This window comes from Paenibacillus residui, from assembly GCF_042677205.1.
GTDB lineage: Bacteria > Bacillota > Bacilli > Paenibacillales > NBRC-103111 > Paenibacillus_L > Paenibacillus_L residui.
On sequence record NZ_JBHTIU010000086.1, the window covers coordinates 1 to 23,009 of the forward strand.

Sequence of the window (23,009 nt, forward strand, 5' to 3'; positions counted from 1 at the left end):
GCGTATCGTGGCTGCGACCGGCGCCGGGGCCTTGATGGCCGGCATTCGGCGCAAGTGGGTCCTTCGCTTTCTTACCCGCCCCGGTATTCATGACATTGTCGGCGAATCTCTGCAATCGCGCTTGTAGCCATGGGCCAAGCCGGCCAATCGGGATCCGGTTTATAACAAGCTCAGTCCCCAGGGCTATGGCAACGGAAGGTGAGAGCATCCGCTTCGGGTCGCGAATATTCGCCGCTATCTCCTGCCCGCTTCCCGCAACACTGCTAACGGTCAGTGCCATTCCTACCGCAGGCCAGAACTCGACGAAAAGCAGTGCAGTCGCGAAAGCGATCAGCACCACCGCCCCTTGCTCATACCATTCGAGCCGGTCCCACCATCTCTGGAGGTCATCGAACAGACAAGCGAAGCAAGCGTTCTCCGAGCCTGTCGCCCCGAGCGCAGCATCTTTCAAAAACAGAAGGATCGCAAGCAGCCCCGAAGCGACGATTAACGGTTTGTAAAACTTGTATACCGTCTTCCGCAACGACGGCAGAAGCTCTTTCGCTTCGGACCTTCCATACAGCAGGGTAAACCCGAGCTCCTTCCTCTCCCTGTAAAAATGCATCAATACCCCTGCTCTGCCTCTCTCGGTAAAGAGCGCCTTGCCCATTCTCCAAAGCTCGGATAGAGGGTTCAGCACCTTTTCACCCGCCAATAGCGGAAGCTGCTTGACCATCTTGTTCAGCATCCAGTAGTCAAGAATAATGGCGGCCGCCAGCATTAACAGAAACAAAGGTTTAGTCGAAAACCCGCTGCCCAGCAAGCCATGAAACTTCCGCAGCCATTCCGGCATGCCGTATTGGCCGTTGAACATGGCATGGTCCAACGTTCCCCATGCAAAGAAAAACACCGGAATAAAGTGACTATAATGCCCGATTCGTTGAAAAAATCTTACCGCAAACCCGATGGATAACGCAATCATAGACGTATGTACAGCATGACTGACCGTCATGTTCAAGGGGAAATAACTTTCTTTCAAATAACCTGGAAACAAATCGAACAAATTCCAGTGAAGCGTCTGCCCTCCCAGCCACGAATAACCGTATTCAAAAAGGCCCCCTGTCGTCAGCCTGCGGGTTGCTTCCTCCATAAACTGAAATCCCGCCCCCGAAGCCGCCCCAATCAGGGCATAATCACTTAAGCTTAGTGATGAAGCCCGCCGTGACAGAAACAGATAGACCGCCAAGGGAATTAGCTTGAATAACTCCTCGGCAATAGGGGTGAGGATAGCCTGGCTCCAAAATTGCATGGTGGTCACTCCCCCGAGCCAGTCAGTCAGCTCCGTTACAACCAGAGCCGTAAAGGGAGTAACGAAATAAGCTCCGCTCAGGAAAAAAATCATATATTTTTTCCAAGAGATGGTTTTCCCCCGACACAATACCCAGAATTGAATCACGACATAGAACGACCATAAGAACTGAACGGCCATCTTACGGGAATCCGGGAACAAAATCAGGCTCAACACCAGAACGGCGAGCGCCATCCAGCAATAAAGGACGTAGACCTTCCCCAGAACGGGATACTTCTCCATCAGCTTTTGGCCCCATCCGTAGACGGCTTCCAAAGCCGCCCTAATCCCCAGGCGCGCCTTCCTCCACCAGCTCAAAGTGCTTAACGCATCATTCGCCATAAATGCATCTCCCCCATTCTGCTTTTTTTCTTCCAACCGATATGGACAGATATATGTATGTGTTAGTTCAACCGGAAACCGGCTAATTAATCATGCACCGAGGATAGCCCATAGGATAGCACCCCCGCTGTTTAATGTCTTCCTACATTCGCCGCAATTTTCAGCGGCATCTGCTTCGTACTTTTATAAGGAGATAGTCCGTTTGTCCCGGCCCACTTGCTCCGCCTTGCGGCTCCCTTTACAGGGACGACTTTGCTATACTATGGATACTTGCAATCACCGGGAGAACAGCCCGACGGGAGGGTTATCCATGAGATTAGACCGGCTTCTGGCCATTACGATGATTCTTATGAATCGCAAGAAAATTCCGGCCAAGGAATTGGCTCAAATGTTCGAGGTATCCCCGAGAACGATTTATCGGGATATCGAGGCCATTAATCTGGCAGGCATACCTATCGTCAGTTACCCCGGCCTTAATGGCGGAATAGGTATTGTGGAAAGCTTTAAGCTGGATAAGAACGTCTGGACACAGGACGAGTTGGCCTCCATCACGGTTGCTCTACAAAGCGTTTCTTCTTCGTATAGAGACGACCAAGCCGCCCGGGCACTGGAGAAAATCAAAACGATGATTCGCGATAACGAATTCGAAAGCTTTGAATCGAAAACCTCCCATTTGTTTATCGATTACAGCCCTTGGGACAAAGATCCGGGATATAAAGAAAGAACCTCTGCTCTCCAGGAGGCCGCCCTTACCTCCAAAGTCATCCGATTTACTTACCGAAGCGCAAACGGAGAAGTCTCCCGACGGGAAGCGGAGCCGCATACTCTTGTTTTCAAGGGGCAGAAATGGTATCTGTACGCCTATTGCCGCACCAGAGATAATTTCCGCCTCTTCAAAGTTATACGGATGAAAGACATAGAGGTTCTCACCGAAACATTTCGACGCCGGAACATCCAGCCCGATCAGCTGCCCTGGGAGAAGGAATGGCACGACCCCGCCAATAAAATCCGGCTTATTCTAAAGTTCCAGCCTGAGCTTAGAGGCTTGGCCGAGGAATGGTTCGATCCGTGGTCGCTCCAAGAGACTGAAGAAGGGGCTTTCGTCGTGGAAGCCGACTATCCCGAGAGTGACTGGCTGTACGGCTTCATCCTCGGCTTCGGGGACAAAGTGGAGGTGATCGCCCCGGACAAGATTCGCCGGCGAATCCGGGAAACAGCCGCAGGCATAGTGAGTGTATATGAGCATTCCAACATATCATCCAGGACGATCTCCAAACGTTGACATAACGTTGTCATCATTGCCGGTTAAACTGGAGCTATAGGATCGGTTGCAATAATTGGAGTCCGTCTTTAGTCCGATTCTTGAACGCACGGAACTTCGGGGCTCTTTCCCGGGAGCAGAGCCCCTTGGACCGGCATGAAATCCTGTTTTAAACCTAACAACGTTATAAGGAGGAATTAAGAATGAAAGCCAGTTACTGCCAAAGCTGCGGAATGCCCATGGAGGAACAACAAAGGGCCAGGGAAATGGACGGGACCGTCAATGAAGAATTCTGTCTCTATTGCTATGAGAACGGAGAGTTCAAGCAACCGGAACTAACGATGGAGCAAATGATCGAAATCTGCGTCCCTTATATGAAAGAAACCGGCATGCCGGAGCAGCAGGCACGCGCCATTCTGCAGGAGCAATTGCCCACCCTGTCGAGATGGAAAGCCGCCGGGGCGTAGGACGCTGGGAAGCTGCAGAAATGGCATCTAAGGCTTTTTTTCGTCATCCTGACGGCTGTACATCTTATATCGGCACAAAGCAAGGCCGCATCCTATCGATTTGGGGTGCGGCCTCATTCTATGTCATCCGAACAGACAAGTATAATGAAAGCTTCGTATATAGAAGAACCATCGGATATCGACATTCGCTTCGGAATACAGTAAAATCTAAACAGTTTCATATTTATGAATTATTTTCGAAGAAAAGGTGTTATCCAATATGAGTTCGCAAACGCCCAAGGTCAAATCTGCGGATCGAGTGCTCGATATATTTGAACTTTTTACAGGCGATAAGGAAACCTATAATCTCACGGAAATATCCAAATCTCTGAACATGCCGCCAAGCAGCACCTATTTGATCCTGCAAAATATGCTGAGCAGGGGCTATCTGGAGACCGACCGTTCCGGTAAACAATTCCGAATCGGCTATAAGCTCTTCACGATTCGTTCCGGCTATATGCGCAATTCCAGCTTAACTGGCGAATTCAGCCAAATCGCGGACAAAATTATCGACGATCTGAATGAGACAACAAGCTTGGCCATTAGAGCGGGCAATAATCTTCTTTACATCGGGGAAAAGGTGAGCAAGCACGCCCTTCGCTTCACCCCGAGTATCGGAACCCACCTGCCTCTGCATGCAACAGCTTCAGGGAAAGTGCTTCTAGCGGATCTGTCGATGGAAGAGCTTCGCGAGCTTTATCCGAATGATGAACTGGAGAAAGTAACCGACAAGACGATCTCCACTTTCTCCGATCTGCTCAAGGAACTCGAGAAAGTCCGCCAGCAAGGCTTCGGCTACAACATGGGAGAAACCGTTGACGGTGTGCACTGCGTCGCCGGCGCCGTGCGTGATGCGGATGGCCGCACCGTTGCATCCGTCAGCATATCGGTCCCCGTTGTCCGTATTACAGGGGAAATATGGGGGGGAGTGCACGATTGGATTAAACGTTCCTGTGAAGAATTGAGTAACAAAGTATATTGTCAGCTTAGATGAATAAATCCCCGATTATCCGCAGACTGCACATAATCGGGGCAATTTTTGCTGCGTGTAGAAGCCGCCAGGAGTCTGCGGCTATCTATTATAAATTCCGGCTGTTTCATCGAACAGATTCTATGAAGGCTTTATGCTTTGCTCTCCCTGTTCCATCGAACGATAAGTCTTGATCAGCCAATCCGCTACGCCGGCGCAAATCGCGTTTATATAGCGAAGCCCCCGTTCTGCGGTTGCCAGATGCGGGGTATCGGTATAGCCATCCATTCCGGTTAGCTCTTGATGCCGGCCGATGAACGTACCCGGCGGTCCGGAATGAATCCATGCGCGTGGCGAATGATCGGCCGAAACGGCCTCATGGATCGAATCAACCAATTGCTCCCGCAAGGCCAGAACAATAGCGGTTTCGAAACCGCCGGCATGTCCCGGAACCATACCGACCTCTTTGGCATTCTCCGCTTCCAGTGCCTCACGCGAGACATTCCAATAGGAGGCTGAAGCCGTCCAGATCGGATGCTTCACGGCCAGATCGTTTGCCGTCTGATGCATAATTTGCTCATTGCCCCCGTGAGCATTCAGAAACGCAATTTTGCGGAAGCCCCCGCGTACGAGGCTTTCCCCTATGTCGCGAAGCATGTGCAAATAAGTAGCGGATGAGAAAGACAACGTTCCGCCGAAACGCAGATGATGATCTGAACAGCCGATAGATAGCAGCGGACAGAGCAGCAGCGGCACTTCCCGGGCGGCAGATGCCACTGCCTGAATGGCCACATATTCGCCAATCAGACAGTCCGTGGATACAGGCAGATGCGGGCCGTGCTGCTCCGTCGCGGCCAGCGCTACGACAGCCATGTATCCTTCCCGGGCCATCCTATTTATTTCTTCCCTCGTATGCTCCTGATAAAGAAATGACTTCACAATCCATCCCCTGCCTTCCATTTATTTCTCCATGCAGCCGGGCGTTTTTATCATTTTTCATCGTCCCCTTGGATCTGGTTTCCATCCCTTTGTACGTAATGGCCCTACGCTCATTCGCTAAACAGCAACGTTCCAAAGCATCCGACCATCGTACTTAAACGAACGGGCAAACCATGCTCGGCATTCAATGAAAACCTCCGTCTACTTGATAGAGCGAACCGGTCACGTAGGAAGAAGCGTCCGACAACAGGAAGGCGGCCACTTCATTGATCTCCTCCGCTTCCGCTGAACGGCCGAGCCATGTGCAACGCCGGATGGCCGCCTTCTCCTGTTCAGATTCCAGAGCCAATAATTCCTTGGAACGGAAATTTCCGGGCATGATCACGTTGGCTCGAATGCCGTATTGTGCGTAGTCTGCCGCGATTACCCGCGTTAACTGGTTAACGCCTGCCTTGGCCGCCCCGTAAGCGGTACAGCCCTGCGAAACGACCTGCCCCAAGATCGAGGACGTGTTGACAATCGAGCCCCCTCCGGATCGAATAAGCAGAGGCAGAGCATATTTATTCAGCAGGAACGTGCTCGTGAGCGTGCCTCTTATGCCGTATTCCCACTCCTCCAGGGACATTTCGAGAATCGGCTTCCAGCCATTAGAATAGACGTTGTGATAAGTGCCGTCCAGCCTCCCGAAGCGGCGCTCAACATCCTCGACAAGCGCCCTTACTTCCGATTCGTCGCACATGTCCGCCTGCCTATACACCAAACGGTGTTCGCCGTATTGCTCCAACCACCGTTCTTTTTCGGAAAATTGATCCGGGGGCAGGCAGTCGCAGCCATATACGAACGCCCCCCGTTCCAGGAACATTGCAACCGCCGAACGTCCCAGCATGCCTAAGCATCCGGTAATGAGCACGACTTTATTCTGCAGCATGTTCAATGAAATCACCTTCTTCTATATGAAATTTAGCATCAAGCTATCGCTGTATCTTCGGACATGACTGCACTGCAACCAGACATTATAATCGGTATGTAATGCCGAGGCACGGGGTTTCCAGCTTCCTGCCTTCAAATAAAGAGTCCATCGCGAAACTGATCATTCCGGTCGTGAGAAGGATGCGCTCCGGAGGAAACGGCTCTTTGCCACTTATGATGAAATTTTCGATCATCCGGGTCAGTCTTTCAAAATGTGCGAAAGGCCTCTCCAAATCACTGTCGCACAGCGCCGCCGTCACCCGGCCCTGCCCGTTGCGGAACGCAAAGCTCCACTGCTCGACGAGCCGCTTGAACTGAATAATATAGCCTTTAGTGCCGTCCATATAGTCTACAATGAACAAGGCCGGCTCAGGCTCCAATTCTCTTGGATGCGCATCGGGCACTCCGGGAATCGCTTTCAATGCTTGCAGAAGAAGGTCCTCCGGCCATTCTCCCCGATCCATCGCGCTCCACGTTTCATCGCCGGAGCCGCCAAGCAGCCGAATCGACCGGACGCCGGTTTCCCCTCCCTCTCTTCGTTCGGCCAGAGACTGCATCACCTCCATCGCATGGATGCCATAAGCTTCAAGTCCGCCCGAACTGATAACGAGAATTTCCCGCAAAGACCGCAGGTTCTGTTCATTGAACGTTGGAATGTGGTCGCAATGAGGAATCGACGAGCCTCCCATAAACGGAATCTTCCGCGCTTTCAGCTGGCTGAACATCCATACGGCGTCATTATAGTTATAGGCGAGATGCTTATCGGAAAAAATCGGCACCGCCAGACCGAGATAATCCAGCGTAACAAGCGTCTCCTCAAGAAAACGCCGCCGCGGATACATCATTTGCCCCCGTTCGTTCATCGGATAATCCCCGTGTTCCCCGATAATGACCACCCCATCGATCGGTTCCTGGCAATGTCCCGCACGGACGGCCTCCGCGATCGTCGGATAAATCGGGATTCCGCAGCGGGCTGCGACCTCTCTGCTCATATCGTTCACCGGCACCTGGTCCGTATATAGAGAAACGACTTCAACACTCGGCTGGTAGCCCATATCACCAAGCAGCCGTCCGACGATTACCTCGGCATGAGAATTATGCCGGTATTCCGTGACGATTGCCGCTATTTTCTTCGGTCTGTTGGTGCTGGCGTTCACCTTCGCCCCCCCTTAATCGGTAAAAAATGTTAATATCGATAAGTGAATTCTATCTTCGATATCGATTATAGTCAATAATTTTTCACAAATGTGCAAGTCTTTCTTATACGAGAATAATTAAGTCGATTAATGGCGGATCATGCGTGGAGCACTCTTCTAAATTATGAATTTTGTTGTATGCTCGAAACTGTCATCAGAACGGATCGATCTGCAAAAAGGTACTTTAATTATATTCCGTTAGTCATTAATGAACTTTATATTTTTTCGTATTGACAATCGGGCGGAGCTGTGAGAGAATTCAACCTAACGACCGGTAGGAAGGGAGAGGTTGGCTGTGACTTCGGAACGGATTAAAGAAGCGGCTCTCACTCATTTTGCGAAGGACGGTTACGAAGGGGCGTCGCTAACCAGCATTGCCGCAGATGTGGGGATCAAGAAACCTTCCATTTATGCACATTACAAAGGGAAGGACGATCTTTTTTTAAGCGTCATTGAGGATGTGGCACGCGATGAATTTTTGTTTGTCGTGAATTTTATCGAGTCCTCGGCTGAGGCATCCTTGGGAGATCGGCTGTATTCGCTGCTTGTCCAATATCAGGAGCGATTCGAGCATAACGATAAGTCCCGGTTTTGGCTGAGAACGATCTTCTTCCCCCCCACTCATCTGTATGAGGAAGTAATGGTGTATGTCTACACTTATTTAGATAATCTGGAAGGATTAATGATCCCTATATTTGAAAAAGCTATCCTCGACAGAAACATCCAACCGGTCGGAGCCGAACGGGCCGCTGTCGCTTTCATCGGATTGATGGATAGCGTCCTTGTGGAAATGCTGTATGGCGGCCGCGAAAGATTTGCCAAACGGCTGAATGCTTCCTGGTTTATCTATTGGAAGGCCCTGAATCCCGGGCAGTGACGGTTTAAAGATTTACATTTTTCGTTACCGCCGGATCTGCTGCAACATCACATCATAAGGAGGGAACGGTCCATGAATCGAAATTGGGCTTATGTGCTTATCGCCGGGCTATTCGAAGTCGGCTGGGTAGTCGGTCTTAAGCACGCCAACACTTGGCTGGAATGGGCCGGTACAGCTATAGCTATTATTGTCAGTTTTGGATTATTAATTCTGGCAAGCAAGAGATTGCCCGTCGGAACGGTTTATGCCGTATTTACCGGACTGGGGACTTCAGGAACGGTGTTAATGGAATTTCTCGTATTCGGGGAACCGTTCAAATGGGCGAAAGTTCTGCTCATTCTGCTGTTGTTAACGGGCATTATCGGATTGAAATTAATTACTAAAGAAACGGATGATGCTGAAGAGGGGGCGAAAGTCTGATGAGTTGGCTGTTTCTCATTCTGGCCGGAAGCTTCGAGGTTGTTGGGGTCACCGGAATTAACAAGGTGAATCGCAACCGCAACTGGCAATCGTTTCTTTATTTGATCGGGGGCTTTACTCTCAGCTTCCTGTTCTTGTCGCTCGCGATGAACAGCATTCCCATGGGCACCGCTTATGCGGTCTGGACCGGAATTGGCACGGTAGGCAGCGCCTTGGTCGGAATGTTTATATACGGAGAGTCCAAGAGCGTTCTGCGCATCGTGTTTATCGCAATGGTTCTATCCGCAGCGATCGGGCTGAAGCTGATTTCTTAATAATAAAATCGCAAGGCTCCCTCCAATCGGAAGGGAGCCTTTGGTTTGGTTTCGATGGATCAGTTTTCCTTGCGCAGCTTCCCCAATTCCATAACAATGGCATCCATCTCGCTGACGCTGAAATTGTTCTTGCTCATCACCAGATCATGAATATCGACCAAATCTTCATATTTATTGTAGTCAAAATGGCTGGCCTTAATAGCCGAGCCCGTGGCCACCCTAAGCTTCGATTTAATCGCTTCCAGCATTTGTTCGACCTCGCTGGCTACTTTGTCGCTCATATTCCGCAGTCATCCTTTCCCTTTCGGTATGGTTTCATTGTACCACGCCCAAGCTTAAAAATCGCTACTGAAGTCATTTTTCCAAACCGGGAGATCGTTAATGGCCCGTCATGTTCTGGTATACTGAAAATAAAATTGCCGCGAGGAGGACTTTTCCACGATGATTCATTCCTTTACCATTCAATCCAGACAACGTGACGAGATGCTGGAGATTACAGACCGCATTGAACGCCTGATTCGCGATTCCGGTATTCGGCAAGGGCTTGCCGTCGTTTATTGTCCGCATACGACAGCCGGCATTACCATTAACGAAAATGCGGACCCGGATGTCAAGCATGATGTGCTGCTTCGCCTGGACGAGGTTTATCCCTGGAACCATCCCGGGTATCGTCATATAGAAGGGAATACGGCATCCCATCTTAAGGCTATGACGGTCGGTTCTTCCCAAACCGTCATTATCGACCAGGGAAAACTGCTTCTCGGGCGGTGGCAGGGGATTTATTTTTGCGATTTTGACGGCCCCCGAAGCCGCACCTGCTATGTCAAATTAATGCCGGACCAGGGATAACGCTAGGGCTCCTGGCGAAAAGGCGGCAAATCTGACGCGAAACAATAGAACCCCGCTCTCCGGTTAAGGGAAGGAAAGCGGGGTCACTGCTGTACTGCTGCTGATTTCTGCAAGCACCATGCCGTTAGATCGCTTTTTTCATGCCGGATTTCGGCTCGGCGAGAACAAATCCGACGTAGGTGCCTGCCGCACCGACGAGGAGATGGTAAATGCTTTCGGCCATCTGCAGGTCCATCACTCCAAACAGACTGGGAGAGAAAACTCCCAAAGAGCCGATGATCAAATAAACGATTCCGACAATTTTGGCGTACAGAGCGGCATGGGATTCCTTCTTCGCCGCCCACAGCCCCCAAGCTCCGATCAGGAGATGAATCGCATTATGTACTGCATCGAAGTGGATAAAATTCAGCAATTCTTTGATGAAAAATCCGAAAATCCCCAACAGCAAGAAGACGATCCCGGACCATTTGGCGAATCCTCTTATCACCGACAACTCCTCCTTTGGATTGGTATTTGGCTATCGGTACAAACCTCGACACAGTACAGTTTATGAACAGGCCCGGCCTAAAAATGACTATATCTGCTAAAAATATGGACAAAAAACGGCAAGAAGCCGATTGAATCCGTTGGCAGAAAGCGTCAAACAGCGTTACAAAATGACCAGCAGAAACGCAGATCTTTTGAAGGAATATAGGCGAAATCCGCAAATGACAAGCAATAGTGCAGGTAAGATTGTTAGTGATTTGGCGATGGAGCGGCTAATTTTCTTATGGAAGAGTAAACCTAACTATTTGCGCATCTTATCTTCCTTGTGATAGATTTACCGGATTCGCCAAAGCACCCGCCCATCACGAACATGGACGTGTTGCAAAAGACGAACAAAAGTACATTAAAATCCGGCCTTTATCTCCAAAAAGGGCAAAAGACGCTCAATTGTGCAGGTCTTTTTGGACAAAATGGCGCAATTTCACAAAATCCGCTTCAAAGACGTGCAGTTTTGCTTTAGATTCAGACGTATCGCGGCTTTTTCGTAAAAAGACCTGCAGTTTTGCTCTAGTTTCAGGCACGGACGCAGCCTTTCGCGAAAAGACCTGCAGTTGCAAAGCCTGCAGTTTCGCTTTAGATTCAGGCGAGACGTGGCCTTTCGCGAAAAGACCTGCAGTTTCGCTTTAGATTCAGGCATCGCACGGATCTTTCACATAAAGACCTGCCCTGATTTACACTATCCGGCGCCAGAGTTCCGCTATCGGTTATCGGGCATCATCCGGTTAATCAGGCAGTTCATCATATTCGCGGTATAATGCTTCCCCTTTGCTAATCGCAGCCTGACCTTGGGTCAGATCCGTCATCCAGTCTACGAAAGAATCCGTCTGCTCCAGAAGGGGAAGGCACAGAAGAGAAACCTTATCGGTAAAATTCGATTCCCCGCGGACAATGCCTTTCATGTGAAGTTCGTTCTCCACTTTCCCCAGCCAATGATAGTCTATCTCCACATACACTTCCTGGTGCAGCACTTTATATACCGGTCCGCCGGCCTCGATCGCCGCCACCGCTCCGTCCGTGTATGCGCGGATCAGTCCCCCGGCCCCCAGCATGATTCCGCCGAAGTAGCGGGTCACCACGATGGCGACATTTTTCAGCCCCTGATTTTTGATCACTTCAAGAATAGGCTTTCCGGCCGTTCCGCTAGGCTCCCCATCATCGGATTGCTTCTGATATTCGTCCCGCTCTCCGACTACATATGCCCAGCAATTATGCGTGGCCGACCAATGCTCCTTACGGATGGCCTCTACGAATTGCAGAGCCTCCTCCTCGCTTTGCACCGGTTTGGCGTGGCCGATAAAGCGCGATTTTTTGATCACAATTTCCTTAGCGCCATATTGTTTAACGGTCTTGTATTGAGCAAGCATCAGCCCTGATCCCTCCGTTTCCTCAACTCTTCCTCCGAAAGCTAACGGTATCCCGGCTCCGAGGATTCCTCCCCTGTCCCCGCGCCTTTCTCATAGATCATATAGACAAAAGAGCGACCCATCCCCTGAGTGGAATGAATCGCCCTTCAAGGTCTCCCTATTGGCGAAACCTGTTAAACACCGGATGACTGGGAACCTTTAATTAGCCGTTCAAACGGGCCTCCAGCTCCGCTTTCTCTTTCTCATAGCCCGGTTTGCCGAGCAGAGCGAACATGTTCTTCTTGTAAGCCTCCACGCCCGGCTGGTCGAACGGATTGACGCCGAGCAGGTAGCCGCTGATTCCGCAAGCCTTCTCGAAGAAGTACACCATGTAGCCGAACGTATATGGCGACATATCCGGCAGCGTGACAATCAGATTGGGAACTTGTCCATCGGTATGAGCAAGCATCGTTCCTTCGAAGGCCTTCTTGTTGACGAAATCCATCGTCTTTCCGCTTAGGAAGTTCAGGCCGTCCAGATCGTCCTTGTCTGTGCCGATCACGATCTCTTCCGGTACTTTAGCCACTTGAATGACAGTTTCAAACAAATTGCGCGTCCCTTCCTGTACGAATTGTCCCATCGAATGCAGGTCGGTCGAGAAGTCGACGGAGGCCGGGTAAATTCCTTTGTAATCCTTACCCTCACTCTCGCCGAACAATTGCTTCCACCATTCGGAAACAAAGTGGAGGGACGGCTCGTAATTGACGAGCAGCTCGATGCCTTTACCTTTGCGGGCCAATATGTTGCGAACGGCAGCGTACTGGTAGCTTTCATTCTCGCTCAAGTCCGGATTGGAGTAAGCCTCCCGGGCATCGGCAGCGCCTTGCATCATGGCATCGATGTCGATTCCGGCTACCGCAATCGGCAGCAAGCCTACGGCAGTCAGTACGGAGTAACGGCCGCCTACATCGTCGGGAATGACGAACGATTCATAGCCTTCCTCGTCCGCCAGCTTCTTCAATGCGCCGCGGGCCTTGTCCGTTGTGGCATAGATCCGCTTGCGGGCTTCTTCCTTGCCGTATTTCTTCTCCAACAGCTCGCGGAAAATCCGGAAGGCTATAGCCGGCTCCGTCGTCGTTCCGGATTTGGAAATGACGTTGACGGAAATGTCCTTGCCTTCGAGAAGCTGGAGAAGATGAGTGACATAGGTGGAGCTGATGTTGTTGCCTACGAAGTAAACCTCTGGTGTCTTCCGCTTATCCTTCGGCAGCAGATTATAGAAGGAGTGAGACAGCATCTCGATCGCCGCACGCGCACCGAGATAGGAGCCCCCGATTCCGATAACGACGAGCGCATCGGAGTCCGATTGGATTTGCTTGGCCGCTTTATGTATGCGAGCATATTCTTCTTTATCATAATTAACGGGAAGGTCGATCCAGCCCAAATAATCCGAGCCGGCACCGGTTCCCTGATGCAGTTGGTCATGGGCCAAACGAACGGATGCCGCTATATTATCCAACTCATGTCTGCCGAAGAAAGGCAGTGCTTTGCTGTAGTCAAAATGAAGTTTCGAACTCATGGTTATCCTCCTTGTAGTTAGCTCTAAAGCGGATGTATTCATATGCTAAGAATACTGGCTGATGCAAGGAAATGCAAGTTGACGGGCGACGAGGCTATCGGTAAGCTATCCCACATGCATACTGACCTCCGAAAGCCTGCCTGTCAGATACAGTATCTTAAATATCGCTGCAATCCTGCTCTTATAGTTTTCGCAAGACGCCTCTAATGCTAAAATAAAGGCAAATATGCGGAAGAGGTGAACCGGATCATGAAATCAATCGGATTTATCGGCCTGGGAACCATGGGATTTCCTATGGCCTCGAATTTATTGAAGCAAGGCTATCCCCTTACTGTATATAATCGCACGCCTTCCAAAGCGGAGAAGCTGCTGGAAGCGGGGGCCAAGTGGGCCGCCACACCTGCCGAAGCCGCTCGCTCGGCCGATGTTCTCTTCACCAATGTAAGCAACGATCAAGTCCTGTTGAAATTGACCTTCGATGAGGAAGGAATTATGCAGGGCGCCCATCCCGGTCTGACCGTGATTGACTGCAGCACCGTTGCCCCGGAAACAAGCCGCCGGATAGAAGCGGAAATGTCTGCGCGCGGGGGCGATTTCCTCGATGCGCCGGTAACCGGCAGCAAGCCGGCCGCAATCGATGGAACTTTGGTATTTATGGTAGGCGGGAAGGAAGAGGTGTTCCGGGAGCATGCCGATCTGTTCGAAACCTTGGGCAGCAAGGCTGTATACATGGGGCCATCCGGTTCCGGCTCTTATACGAAGCTTGCCCACAATACCATCGTCGGCATCAATGCGCTGGCATTGGCTGAAGGAATGGCACTGGCCGCCAAAGCCAATCTGGACCCCGAGAAATTCCTCGGCATCGTCACGTCGGGCGCTGCCAACAGCAGACAAGCCGAGCTGAAAGGGACGAAGATTATAGACCGCAATTTCGACGTACAGTTCTCCCTGCAGCTCATGCTTAAGGATCTGCTGCTGGCCGCCGATCAAACCTCCAAATTTCAACTGCCCCTTCCCCTGCTCCATTCCGCCTCTACGTTATACCAGATGGCCCTGAGCAAAGGACTGGGCGATCAAGACTTGTGCTCGGTCATTCAATGCTATGAGGAATGGATAGGCCGCAGGATCGAAAAAGACAGGTAGAGGAGACAGCCGCTCCTCCCGAAACTTTCCTTCACATATGGATTAACAGGCAGCCGGTTTAACGGCTGCCTGTTCGGTTTATTTCAATAAAGCTTTAACTTTAGCCGCTACGTTGTCAGGCGTAAAGCCGTATTCCTTCATAATGATGCCGGCTGGAGCCGAAGCGCCGAATTGGTCGATGCATAGCGTATCTCCCTGGTCGCCAATATACTTGTGCCAGCCAAGGGAAGAAGCCATCTCGACAGCTAGGCGGGCTTTGACATCCGGGAGCAGGACGGAATCTTTATACTCCTGGGATTGCTTCTCGAAGAGCTCCCAGCTTGGCATGCTTACGACGCGCACGCCGATTCCTTGTTCGGCCAACTGCTTGCGGGCTTCCATAGCCAGGCTGACCTCCGAACCGGTAGCCAGCAGGATCGCCTGAGGATTGCCGTCCGGTGCATCCGCCAATACGTAAGCTCCTTTGGACAAATGGTCCTTGGCCAGTTCCGCAGTTCCTTCCAGGTTAGGCACTCCTTGACGGGTAAGAACAAGAGCCACCGGGCCTTCTTGGTTCGCAACCGCATAACGCCAAGCCTGGCTTGTTTCGTTGGCATCCGCCGGACGAAGCACAGTGATTCCCGGCATACAGCGAAGTGCGGCAAGCTGTTCGATAGGCTCATGGGTAGGCCCGTCTTCCCCTACTCCGATACTGTCGTGGGTGAACACGTAGATAACCGGAAGCTTCATCAGTGCAGCCAGACGAATGGCCGGGCGCAAATAATCCGAGAAGACGAAGAACGTTCCGCCGTAAGGCCGGACTCCGCCATGAAGCGCCATTCCGTTAACGGCCGCCCCCATTCCGAACTCGCGAACGCCGTAATAAATATTGCGGCCGCCGTTGTCTGCGGCAGTCATGTTCCCGCTGCATGCGATATGCGTAAATGTCGAACTCTCCAGATCCGCAGAGCCTCCGATCAGCGCAGGCACGTTCTTGGCGATAGCATTCAAGGCGTTCTCCGAAGCTTTGCGGGTGGCAATAGCCTTGTCTTCAGGGGAATACACCGGCAGATCGGCATCCCAGCCTTCCGGCAATTCTCCCTTAACCGCCTGCTCGAATTGAGCCGCCAGCTCCGGATAAGCTTTCTTGTATTCCGCTACCAGCTCGTTCCAAGCTTCTTCCTTCTTGATTCCTTGCTGCTTCATCTCCTCGAAGTGGGCCCGCACTACATCCGGGACGAAGAAATCCTCTTCCTCATGCCATTCATAGACCTTCTTGGTCAACTGCACTTCGTCCTTGCCCAAGAAAGTACCGTGAGCGGCCGAAGTACCGCCTTTGTTAGGACTTCCGAAGCCAATGACCGTCTTCACTTCAATAAGGGTCGGACGATAGTCTGCACGCGCTGCCGCGATCGCCTCATGAATTTCCTCCAGGTTATTGCCGTCCTCAACTCTGAGCACCTGCCAGCCATACCCTTCGAAACGCTGCAGCACATTCTCGGAGAAGGACAGATTCAATTCTCCATCGAGAGAAATATTGTTGGAATCGTACAGAACAATCAATTTGCCCAATTGCAGATGTCCGGCCAACGAAGCGGCTTCGCTGCTGATGCCCTCCATCAAATCCCCGTCTCCGCAAATGACGTAAGTATAATGATCCACAATGCTAAAGTTATCCCGGTTATAGACAGCCGCCATATGCTCCTCAGCCATCGCCATTCCGACTGCCATGGCGATTCCCTGTCCCAGAGGGCCGGTCGTAGCCTCTACTCCGGGAGTATGTCCGTATTCCGGATGCCCCGGAGTCTTGCTTCCCCATTGACGGAAATTCTTCAGATCGTCAATGGACAGATCGTATCCGAACAGATGCAAGAGGCTATATAGCAGCATGGAGCCATGTCCCGCAGACAGCACGAACCGGTCACGGTTGAACCATTCCGGATTGGCGGGATTGTGATTCATAAATTTCGACCACAGCTTGTAAGCCATAGGTGCAGCCCCCATGGGCATACCAGGGTGGCCGGATTGAGCCTTCTCCACCGCATCGATGGAGAGTGTACGAATCGTATTAATCGCTAGTTGTTCCAATTGACTCTTAGTCGTCATAAGTAATCCCCCTACATTGTTATTGCCAGCACTGTCTCCACGACCACCTGTCATCGCCAGTCCGGGTAGGACTGCGGGATTGACTATCACGTAATCGCTGGAAACAGGCTCTTCCCATTCCTTGCTAGTTACAATGACTTTCTTTCCGACAGCGGCTAATCTCTTGAATAAGGTTTCAGAGCCTTACCGCCGTTCAGAGGTGTCGGTTTAATTTTCTCTCTTATCTGTTATCTCCGGTTGATCCGGTTTTCATCGACAATCAGGGATGGCCGATGATCGATTGTCCATTCCCCTTATTGTACCATTCCCTCTTCAACTGTGCCATATTAGCCGAGTAAAATTATCCCTAACTTTCGGCAGGATGCTGTCAGGAAGCGGGTATAACCAAGCGCTTGGAAGGTGACTAGACTAAGTAAATATCATGCTCCGTTATACGGGAAAATCGGCCGGGCATCTTGCCAGGACCGGCCGATTAAAAACGGTATGAGCGCTGAGTATGGTTTTGCTCGCTTTACTGATGAGTTCCCATCTGGCTGCGTATGCGCAGAGCCGGCAGCGGATCGTTGCAGGTCATTAGAGTGGCTCCACAGCCCAATGCGTAATACACTTGCTTGTCGTCGTCAGGACAGTAACACCAGGCCAGCAGGCCCATGGCTTGGAACTCCTCCACTGTCTTCGGGGATAACAGCTCCATACTGATCCCTACCGCCCACATTTTACTGAAGGTTCCGCCCGGCCCCGGGCGGAAATTGAACATCAGTTGTTCCGGGAAGCCCTGCGTTCTCAATTGATAAGTGTCATAGATGTGGGCGATCACATCGGCATCGAAGCAGGTGAATACGCAGCGGGGAAGATACCCGTATTCTTCAAGCATGGCGATTGCCCGGTCAGCCGCCTCTTTAGCGTTGGGACCGCGTTTGATTTCAACGTTCAAGAGGGTCTGCGGATATGCCTGAAGCAGCTCGCACAGCTCTTGCAGAGTCGGAATTTTCAACCCTTCAAATTCGTCTCCGAACCAGCTTCCCGCATCCAGCTCCTTAAGCTCAGCCAGGGAAAAGTCGCTTACCCTCCCGGTGCCGTTCGTCGTCCGGTCGACCGTTTCGTCATGGATCACGACAATTTCCTGATCCCTGGTCAACCGCAGGTCGAACTCCAGCATATCCACTCCTAATCGGATCGCCTGCTCGAAGGCAAGAAGCGTGTTTTCCGGATAAGCCGATTTGTATCCCCGATGCCCAGACACAACGACGGAATTATGATTTTCAACACTTTCTATCATGTATAGTTCCTCTCTTCTCCATTCGGAACGGGATCCGTGCTAGTTGCCGAGAATCCGTTCCGTCTCTTTTTTAAAGGTTGCAAGCGTAGATTCTATATCTTTATTGTCGTACATGATCGCCTGTATGGCGGAGAAAAACTCCTGCTCGACCTGCGGCCAGGCTACGTCTTTATTCGTGTCAATGGCATGCTCAAGCTGTTCGAAGGCCACTTTGCGGTTCGGATTTTCCGCCCAGAGATCCTTGATCTGCTGAGACTCTACCATAGACTTGGTGAAGGGCAGATAGCCGGAATCCAGAATAAACTGCAGGGAACCCTGAGGGTCGGTCATCAGCCAGTGGATGAACTCCCATGCGGCGTCTTTATTTTTGGAAGAGGACAGCATCGCAATGTTAGCCCCGCCCGTAGGAGTCGCATACACTTCGTCCTTCGGCAGGAAGGCCGTCACATAATCGAACTTCGCATTGCTCGAGAAGGTGCCGATCACACCGGTGGACTGGAACATCATCCCGACCTTGCCGTTGACGAACATCTGATTGACGATGTTGCCGGAATCCTGGGCCGGAGGATAATAAAGGGCGCCTGCATTCTGCAGCTCTTTAAGAAACTTGAATACTTTGACCCCTTCCGCTTCAAATCCGGTGGATGTATTGTCATCGTTGAAGAATTTGCCCTTGGCCTGAGTAATCATCGCCATAGGATACCATGTGTCATAAGGCATCGTCAGGCCGTAACGTTCATTCTCACCGCCTCCTTTAATCACCAGGGCTTCAGCGACCGTTTTCAGCTCCTCCCAGGTGCCGGGCACCTCCAGTCCAAGTTCGTCGAGCATCGTTTTGTTCACATGCAGAATCGGGGTGGATCGGTTTAACGGCAGGGAAACGAGCTGATCGTTAAAGACGGAGTGCCCCATCAAACCGGCGACAAAATCATCCTGGCTCATGCCGGACTTCTCCAGGTACGGCTTCAAGTCTTCCAGCACATCGGAGTCCGCGAACATCTGAACGTAAGCGCGCTCCAGCATGCTGATATCCGGGCCGGTCTTGGCGGCGACGGACTGCTGAAGCTTGGTTACCGTCTCCACATAAGAGCCTTGGTACGTGCCGACCACTTCAATCTTGTCCTGGGATTGGTTGAAGCGGTCGATGGCCGCACTTATGTACTCGCCATTTTTCCCTCCCAGGGAATGCCAGAACTGAACGGTGGTCTTACCCCCGGGAGATTCCGTCTTCGCTTCCGGACTGGGCCCGGATCCTCCATTGTTTTCCCCTGCGGAACCCCCGCCGCAGCCGGCCAGCATAACGGATGACATTGCAGCGGTCAATAAAATAGCGGATAATTTCTTCTTCATTAGAAAATCCCCCTCTTCTCGATTTCTTACTTAATCCCGGAATAAGCAAAGGCCCGGACGATTTGTTTGGAAGCGAACAGATAGACGATCAAGATCGGGACCACCAGCACCACGTTACCGGCCATAATAATATGCCAGTTGCTTATTCCCTCCGTCTCTCTAAGCATGGAGATTCCTATCGTCAGAGGACGGACAGCCGAGGAATCCGTCATCACCAGCGGCCAGAAGTAATCGTTCCAATGGCTGACGAAGCTGAATAGCGCGATAGTGGCCAATGCGGGAATCGACATCGGTATCATAATTTTCCAAATGATTTTAAACTCGCTGGCATTGTCCAGCCTGGCGGACTCGATAAGCTCCTGCGGAATCTGCATGAAATACTGGCGCAGCAGGAAAATGCCGAAAGCATTGGACATAAACGGAATGATTTGCGGCCATAACGTATTGATGATCCCCCAGTCGGCCAGCATCAGATACACGGGGATAAAGGTGACCTGCCCCGGAATCATGAACGCCAGAAGAACGAGCCCGAACAGAAGCTTCTTGCTCTTGAACTCATATTTGGCGAAAGCATAGGCGGCAGGAATCATTACGATGAATTGAATAACGATAATCGAGAACGTGATAACGACCGAGTTTTTAAAGTAAGTAAGGAACGGACCGGCGCTCATCGCATCAGCAAAGTTCTTCCACTGAGGCCAAGCCGGAATCCAGGTGGGCGGAAACGCCATTGTCTCCTCAAACGTCTGCAACGAAGTTGAAATCATCCAAAGAAACGGAAACACAAATATGATCAAAACGATCGCTTTCAATACAAAATTGAGTACTCGCCGGATCAGATGGAGATCAAAGGTCATTGTTCACGCACCTCCTTGTTTGGCATCTTGATCTCATTGATAATGCACCCTCTTGGCCAGCAGCCGGAAATAGACAAAGGTTAGAATCGAAATGAGCACCATCAGGATCACTCCGGTTGCGGAAGCGTATCCGATATTGGTTGTTCTAAATTTATAAATGTAATAGACCAGCGTTGTCGTAGCGTTGTTGGGACCGCCGCCGGTCATGATTCTTACGGTGTCGAATACTTTGAAGGAACCGATTGTCATAATGATCAAAATAAAAAACAGCTGCGGTGATATCAAAGGCAAAGTAATTTTGTAAAAAACTTTATATCTGCTGGCATTGTCCAGCGCGGCCGCCTCATAAATGCTCGGAGAAATACTCTGGAGAGCCGCCAAAATGATTAAGGTGAAGTAACCGATATTGTGCCATACGGAAACGATCATGATGGAGATCATTGCTGTTCCCGAGCTCTGCAGCCATTGGGAAGGCGGGAGACCGACCGCTTTTAAAATAAAGTTAAGCAAGCCGTGACTGGGCTCCATCATCCACATCCAGACCAGGGCAATGGAGACGATGGAAATAATGTGCGGAGTAAAGATCCCGGCTTGCACCAGAGCGTTGAAACGGGTCTTCTTGTTCAGCCATACGGCTATCAGCAGAGACAGAATCATGGTGAAGAAGACGACTCCCAAGGTATAGACGAAAGTATTCCCGACGGATATATAGAAGTCTTCACGGCCCATGATTTGTTTGAAATTATCCAAACCGACGAACACGCTTTTATCTTTGTTGAGCAGATTATATTTATAGAAGCTTAAGTAGATTAAATAAACGACCGGGTACAGAACGAACAGGAATATGCCTGCCATGGCGGGTAGAATCAACAAATACGGGCGGAGCGTCTCCCAGAGTTTGCGTTTATCCATGGCTTAACCCTCTCAGCGCTCTCATATAATCGGTGTAGCGGACATGATCATCATGAATCCGTTTTTCGTCTGCTCCGAATAAATAAATTTTGGAAGCATCCACTCCCAGATGAATTTTCTGGTCAACGGTGAACAGGTCCTCGGTGCATTTCACCATATAGGAATGTTCCTCCGCCCTGACTTGATAGATCGTTTCCGAACCCAGCATTTCCCTCGTTGCAATAACCCCGTTAATGGAAAAATGAAAGTCCCCGGGCTGCTCGGACAATACCGCACTTTCCGGACGAAAGGCGAACTTGACCCCATCGATGCCCAGATCGCCTACATTCATTGGGGGTGAGCCGATAAACTGGGCGACGAATAAATTGCTGGGCTCGCGGTAGATAACATCCGGCGGCGCCTCTTGCTGAATTTCCCCCTGATTCATCAGAACGATAGTGTCCGCCATGGACATAGCCTCCACCTGATCGTGGGTAACGAAGACGAAGGTGGAACCCAGCTTCTTATGCATCTCGATCAGCTCCAGACGCATCTGCACCCGCAGCTTGGCATCCAGATTGGAGAGTGGTTCATCCATCAGGAACACGGAAGGCTTCTTGACCATGGCGCGGGCTAGAGCTACGCGCTGGCGCTGCCCGCCTGATAAGGTGGACGGCTTGCGGTCAAGATAATTCTGCAATCCGACCGTCGCGCTGATGCTCTCCACCAAGCGCGTCCTTTCTTCCTTGCCGACTTTATTATTTTTTAAACCAAACTCGATATTTTCCCGTACGGACATCGTCGGATAGATCGCATAGTTTTGAAATACCATCGCCACCCCTCGCTTGCCGGGGGCTATGCTGGTGACATCCTTGCCGTCGATGAGCACTTTTCCGGATGTCTGGGGGTCAAGTCCGGCAATCATTCTAAGCAGAGTCGTTTTCCCGCAGCCTGACGGGCCGACCAGGACAGTGAATTTCCCGTCTTCGATTGTTAAATTCAGATTGTCGATGATGACATGCTTATCAAACGATTTCGTAACCTGCACAAATTCAATAGATGCCAAGAGCCATCTTCCTTTCCAAATCAACCTCTCTTAGTACTTCTCTGTTCGTTCTTATCCGTTAACCTACTGCCGGCTTCAACCCGCTCCTAACAATAACCATTCAAATTTAATGCATCACTGCATTGACAGCGCTTTCCACAAAACCATGCAACGATCTATCCATCACCTCCTCCAAAAAGTCTGCGTATATCTCCTTAACGATTACGATCAAATATAAAAAGACAACGAGAGAGTTTGGTAAATCTAAAAGTGCATATACGCTCATTTATACGCAGAAAGTCGTTTTAAATCATTCATGCTATAAAAATCTTTCGAAAAACCTTGCTGCTACTGAGCATGATTGTAACATCACCGGTTATCTCTTCTATATTTCTCCAAGGGAAAAGCCAGTGGTTACCAAATTCTCAGTCCGATTTAAGCTTTATAGAACATTTACAAGCAAATTATTACTTAAATATGGCTACATACGGTTCATTTTTGCTTGTTTTGTTCATAAGTTAACGCAGAAAATGATTTATGTCAATAAGAAATTGATATTCCTTCCGTTAAAAATCTGTAAACCGAGTGATATTACGGGTTTTCATAATCATTTTCAAAAGAAATACAGCGCTTTCAGTAAATGCTCAAAAAAACATTAATGCAGTAGCTCGCTTATCATTTTCTGTTGATTTTAAATAATTGCTATGATTTGGCAGCGGTCACCCTTTCGTAATTTACCTTTTACTTTTAAATAGTCATGTTTTATTTTAATATATTATCGTTTATTGTCAATAATTATCGATTGGTGTTTCGGTTTATGAGGGGAAATGCCGGTTTTCGAAAGTAAAAGAAGAAGCTATTCCTCAAGTGTTCCTTCCCTATTTGCGGGTACAAAAAAAGAACAGAGCCCCCGGTTTCCCA

At 50.4% G+C, this 23,009-nt stretch carries 22 protein-coding genes; 8 read left to right on the forward strand and 14 right to left on the reverse strand.

The window, feature by feature from the left end; all coding sequences use genetic code 11:
- The coding region (locus ACFQ03_RS21090) for a PrsW family glutamic-type intramembrane protease (RefSeq protein ID WP_379290807.1) at nucleotides 1–1,669 on the reverse strand (1,669 nt) is incomplete at its 3' end.
- A 310-nt stretch (nucleotides 1,670–1,979) separates the two neighbouring features.
- On the opposite strand from ACFQ03_RS21090, the gene ACFQ03_RS21095 reads away from it, so the two are divergent.
- The 3 genes from ACFQ03_RS21095 to ACFQ03_RS21105 all read left to right on the forward strand — a co-directional run bounded on the left by ACFQ03_RS21095 (nucleotide 1,980) and on the right by ACFQ03_RS21105 (nucleotide 4,430).
- On the forward strand, nucleotides 1,980–2,951 hold the full coding sequence (locus tag ACFQ03_RS21095; protein ID WP_379290809.1) for a helix-turn-helix transcriptional regulator: 972 nt from the start codon (nucleotides 1,980–1,982) through the stop codon (nucleotides 2,949–2,951).
- 182 nt (nucleotides 2,952–3,133) lie between these two features.
- A complete protein-coding gene (locus ACFQ03_RS21100; RefSeq protein WP_144939450.1) occupies nucleotides 3,134–3,397 on the forward strand; it encodes a zinc ribbon domain-containing protein in 264 nt (87 codons plus the stop codon).
- Between the two features lie 259 nt (nucleotides 3,398–3,656).
- Complete coding sequence (locus ACFQ03_RS21105; protein WP_379290812.1) at nucleotides 3,657–4,430, forward strand: IclR family transcriptional regulator; 774 nt, start codon at nucleotides 3,657–3,659, stop codon at nucleotides 4,428–4,430.
- Nucleotides 4,431–4,547: 117 nt separating this feature from the next.
- Here the strand turns inward: ACFQ03_RS21105 and ACFQ03_RS21110 are convergent, their stop codons facing one another.
- From ACFQ03_RS21110 to ACFQ03_RS21120, 3 genes are all read right to left on the reverse strand, one after another.
- Nucleotides 4,548–5,345, reverse strand: coding sequence for a creatininase family protein (locus ACFQ03_RS21110; protein ID WP_379290814.1), 798 nt, complete (start codon nucleotides 5,343–5,345; stop codon nucleotides 4,548–4,550).
- 184 nt (nucleotides 5,346–5,529) lie between these two features.
- The gene (locus tag ACFQ03_RS21115; protein ID WP_379290851.1) at nucleotides 5,530–6,273 is read right to left on the reverse strand and encodes an SDR family NAD(P)-dependent oxidoreductase; all 744 of its coding nucleotides are present in this window, start codon (nucleotides 6,271–6,273) and stop codon (nucleotides 5,530–5,532) included.
- An 85-nt stretch (nucleotides 6,274–6,358) separates the two neighbouring features.
- Nucleotides 6,359–7,471, reverse strand: coding sequence for a hypothetical protein (locus tag ACFQ03_RS21120; RefSeq protein WP_379290816.1), 1,113 nt, complete (start codon nucleotides 7,469–7,471; stop codon nucleotides 6,359–6,361).
- Between the two features lie 334 nt (nucleotides 7,472–7,805).
- Between ACFQ03_RS21120 and ACFQ03_RS21125 the strand changes: the two genes are divergently transcribed.
- The 3 genes from ACFQ03_RS21125 to ACFQ03_RS21135 all read left to right on the forward strand — a co-directional run bounded on the left by ACFQ03_RS21125 (nucleotide 7,806) and on the right by ACFQ03_RS21135 (nucleotide 9,121).
- A complete protein-coding gene (locus ACFQ03_RS21125) occupies nucleotides 7,806–8,387 on the forward strand; it encodes a TetR/AcrR family transcriptional regulator (RefSeq protein WP_144939485.1) in 582 nt (193 codons plus the stop codon).
- 72 nt (nucleotides 8,388–8,459) lie between these two features.
- Nucleotides 8,460–8,807, forward strand: coding sequence for a DMT family transporter (locus ACFQ03_RS21130; RefSeq protein WP_144939448.1), 348 nt, complete (start codon nucleotides 8,460–8,462; stop codon nucleotides 8,805–8,807).
- Entirely contained in the window at nucleotides 8,807–9,121 is a 315-nt protein-coding gene (locus ACFQ03_RS21135) for a DMT family transporter (protein ID WP_144939446.1), read from the forward strand. The genes ACFQ03_RS21130 and ACFQ03_RS21135 overlap by 1 nt, the downstream gene beginning before the upstream one ends.
- A gap of 59 nt (nucleotides 9,122–9,180) precedes the next feature.
- Here ACFQ03_RS21135 and ACFQ03_RS21140 read toward each other — a convergent pair whose 3' ends face one another.
- Nucleotides 9,181–9,402 (reverse strand): DUF1128 domain-containing protein, encoded by a 222-nt coding sequence (locus ACFQ03_RS21140; RefSeq protein WP_379290819.1) that lies wholly within the window; start codon nucleotides 9,400–9,402, stop codon nucleotides 9,181–9,183.
- A gap of 160 nt (nucleotides 9,403–9,562) precedes the next feature.
- Between ACFQ03_RS21140 and ACFQ03_RS21145 the strand changes: the two genes are divergently transcribed.
- The gene (locus tag ACFQ03_RS21145) at nucleotides 9,563–9,970 is read left to right on the forward strand and encodes a secondary thiamine-phosphate synthase enzyme YjbQ (protein ID WP_144939442.1); all 408 of its coding nucleotides are present in this window, start codon (nucleotides 9,563–9,565) and stop codon (nucleotides 9,968–9,970) included.
- Between the two features lie 124 nt (nucleotides 9,971–10,094).
- On the opposite strand, the gene ACFQ03_RS21150 is transcribed toward ACFQ03_RS21145, so the two are convergent.
- The 3 genes from ACFQ03_RS21150 to ACFQ03_RS21160 all read right to left on the reverse strand — a co-directional run bounded on the left by ACFQ03_RS21150 (nucleotide 10,095) and on the right by ACFQ03_RS21160 (nucleotide 13,438).
- Nucleotides 10,095–10,457, reverse strand: coding sequence for a DUF4383 domain-containing protein (locus ACFQ03_RS21150; protein ID WP_260982155.1), 363 nt, complete (start codon nucleotides 10,455–10,457; stop codon nucleotides 10,095–10,097).
- Nucleotides 10,458–11,238: 781 nt separating this feature from the next.
- On the reverse strand, nucleotides 11,239–11,880 hold the full coding sequence (locus tag ACFQ03_RS21155; protein ID WP_379290822.1) for a YigZ family protein: 642 nt from the start codon (nucleotides 11,878–11,880) through the stop codon (nucleotides 11,239–11,241).
- Between the two features lie 202 nt (nucleotides 11,881–12,082).
- The gene (locus tag ACFQ03_RS21160; protein ID WP_379290824.1) at nucleotides 12,083–13,438 is read right to left on the reverse strand and encodes a glucose-6-phosphate isomerase; all 1,356 of its coding nucleotides are present in this window, start codon (nucleotides 13,436–13,438) and stop codon (nucleotides 12,083–12,085) included.
- Nucleotides 13,439–13,687: 249 nt separating this feature from the next.
- On the opposite strand from ACFQ03_RS21160, the gene ACFQ03_RS21165 reads away from it, so the two are divergent.
- Complete coding sequence (locus ACFQ03_RS21165) at nucleotides 13,688–14,581, forward strand: NAD(P)-dependent oxidoreductase (protein WP_379290826.1); 894 nt, start codon at nucleotides 13,688–13,690, stop codon at nucleotides 14,579–14,581.
- Between the two features lie 78 nt (nucleotides 14,582–14,659).
- On the opposite strand, the gene tkt is transcribed toward ACFQ03_RS21165, so the two are convergent.
- From tkt to ACFQ03_RS21195, 6 genes are all read right to left on the reverse strand, one after another.
- Nucleotides 14,660–16,666, reverse strand: coding sequence for a transketolase (gene tkt / locus ACFQ03_RS21170; protein WP_379290828.1), 2,007 nt, complete (start codon nucleotides 16,664–16,666; stop codon nucleotides 14,660–14,662).
- A gap of 511 nt (nucleotides 16,667–17,177) precedes the next feature.
- Nucleotides 17,178–17,945: a glycerophosphodiester phosphodiesterase family protein gene (locus ACFQ03_RS21175; RefSeq protein WP_379290830.1), complete on the reverse strand. Its 768-nt coding sequence runs from the start codon at nucleotides 17,943–17,945 to the stop codon at nucleotides 17,178–17,180.
- Nucleotides 17,946–17,984: 39 nt separating this feature from the next.
- The gene (locus ACFQ03_RS21180) at nucleotides 17,985–19,295 is read right to left on the reverse strand and encodes an ABC transporter substrate-binding protein (protein WP_379290832.1); all 1,311 of its coding nucleotides are present in this window, start codon (nucleotides 19,293–19,295) and stop codon (nucleotides 17,985–17,987) included.
- A gap of 26 nt (nucleotides 19,296–19,321) precedes the next feature.
- Nucleotides 19,322–20,152, reverse strand: coding sequence for a carbohydrate ABC transporter permease (locus tag ACFQ03_RS21185; RefSeq protein ID WP_144939426.1), 831 nt, complete (start codon nucleotides 20,150–20,152; stop codon nucleotides 19,322–19,324).
- Between the two features lie 33 nt (nucleotides 20,153–20,185).
- Entirely contained in the window at nucleotides 20,186–21,064 is an 879-nt protein-coding gene (locus tag ACFQ03_RS21190; RefSeq protein ID WP_144939424.1) for a carbohydrate ABC transporter permease, read from the reverse strand.
- A complete protein-coding gene (locus tag ACFQ03_RS21195; RefSeq protein WP_144939422.1) occupies nucleotides 21,057–22,109 on the reverse strand; it encodes an ABC transporter ATP-binding protein in 1,053 nt (350 codons plus the stop codon). The genes ACFQ03_RS21190 and ACFQ03_RS21195 overlap by 8 nt, the downstream gene beginning before the upstream one ends.
- Nucleotides 22,110–23,009: the final 900 nt, after the last annotated feature.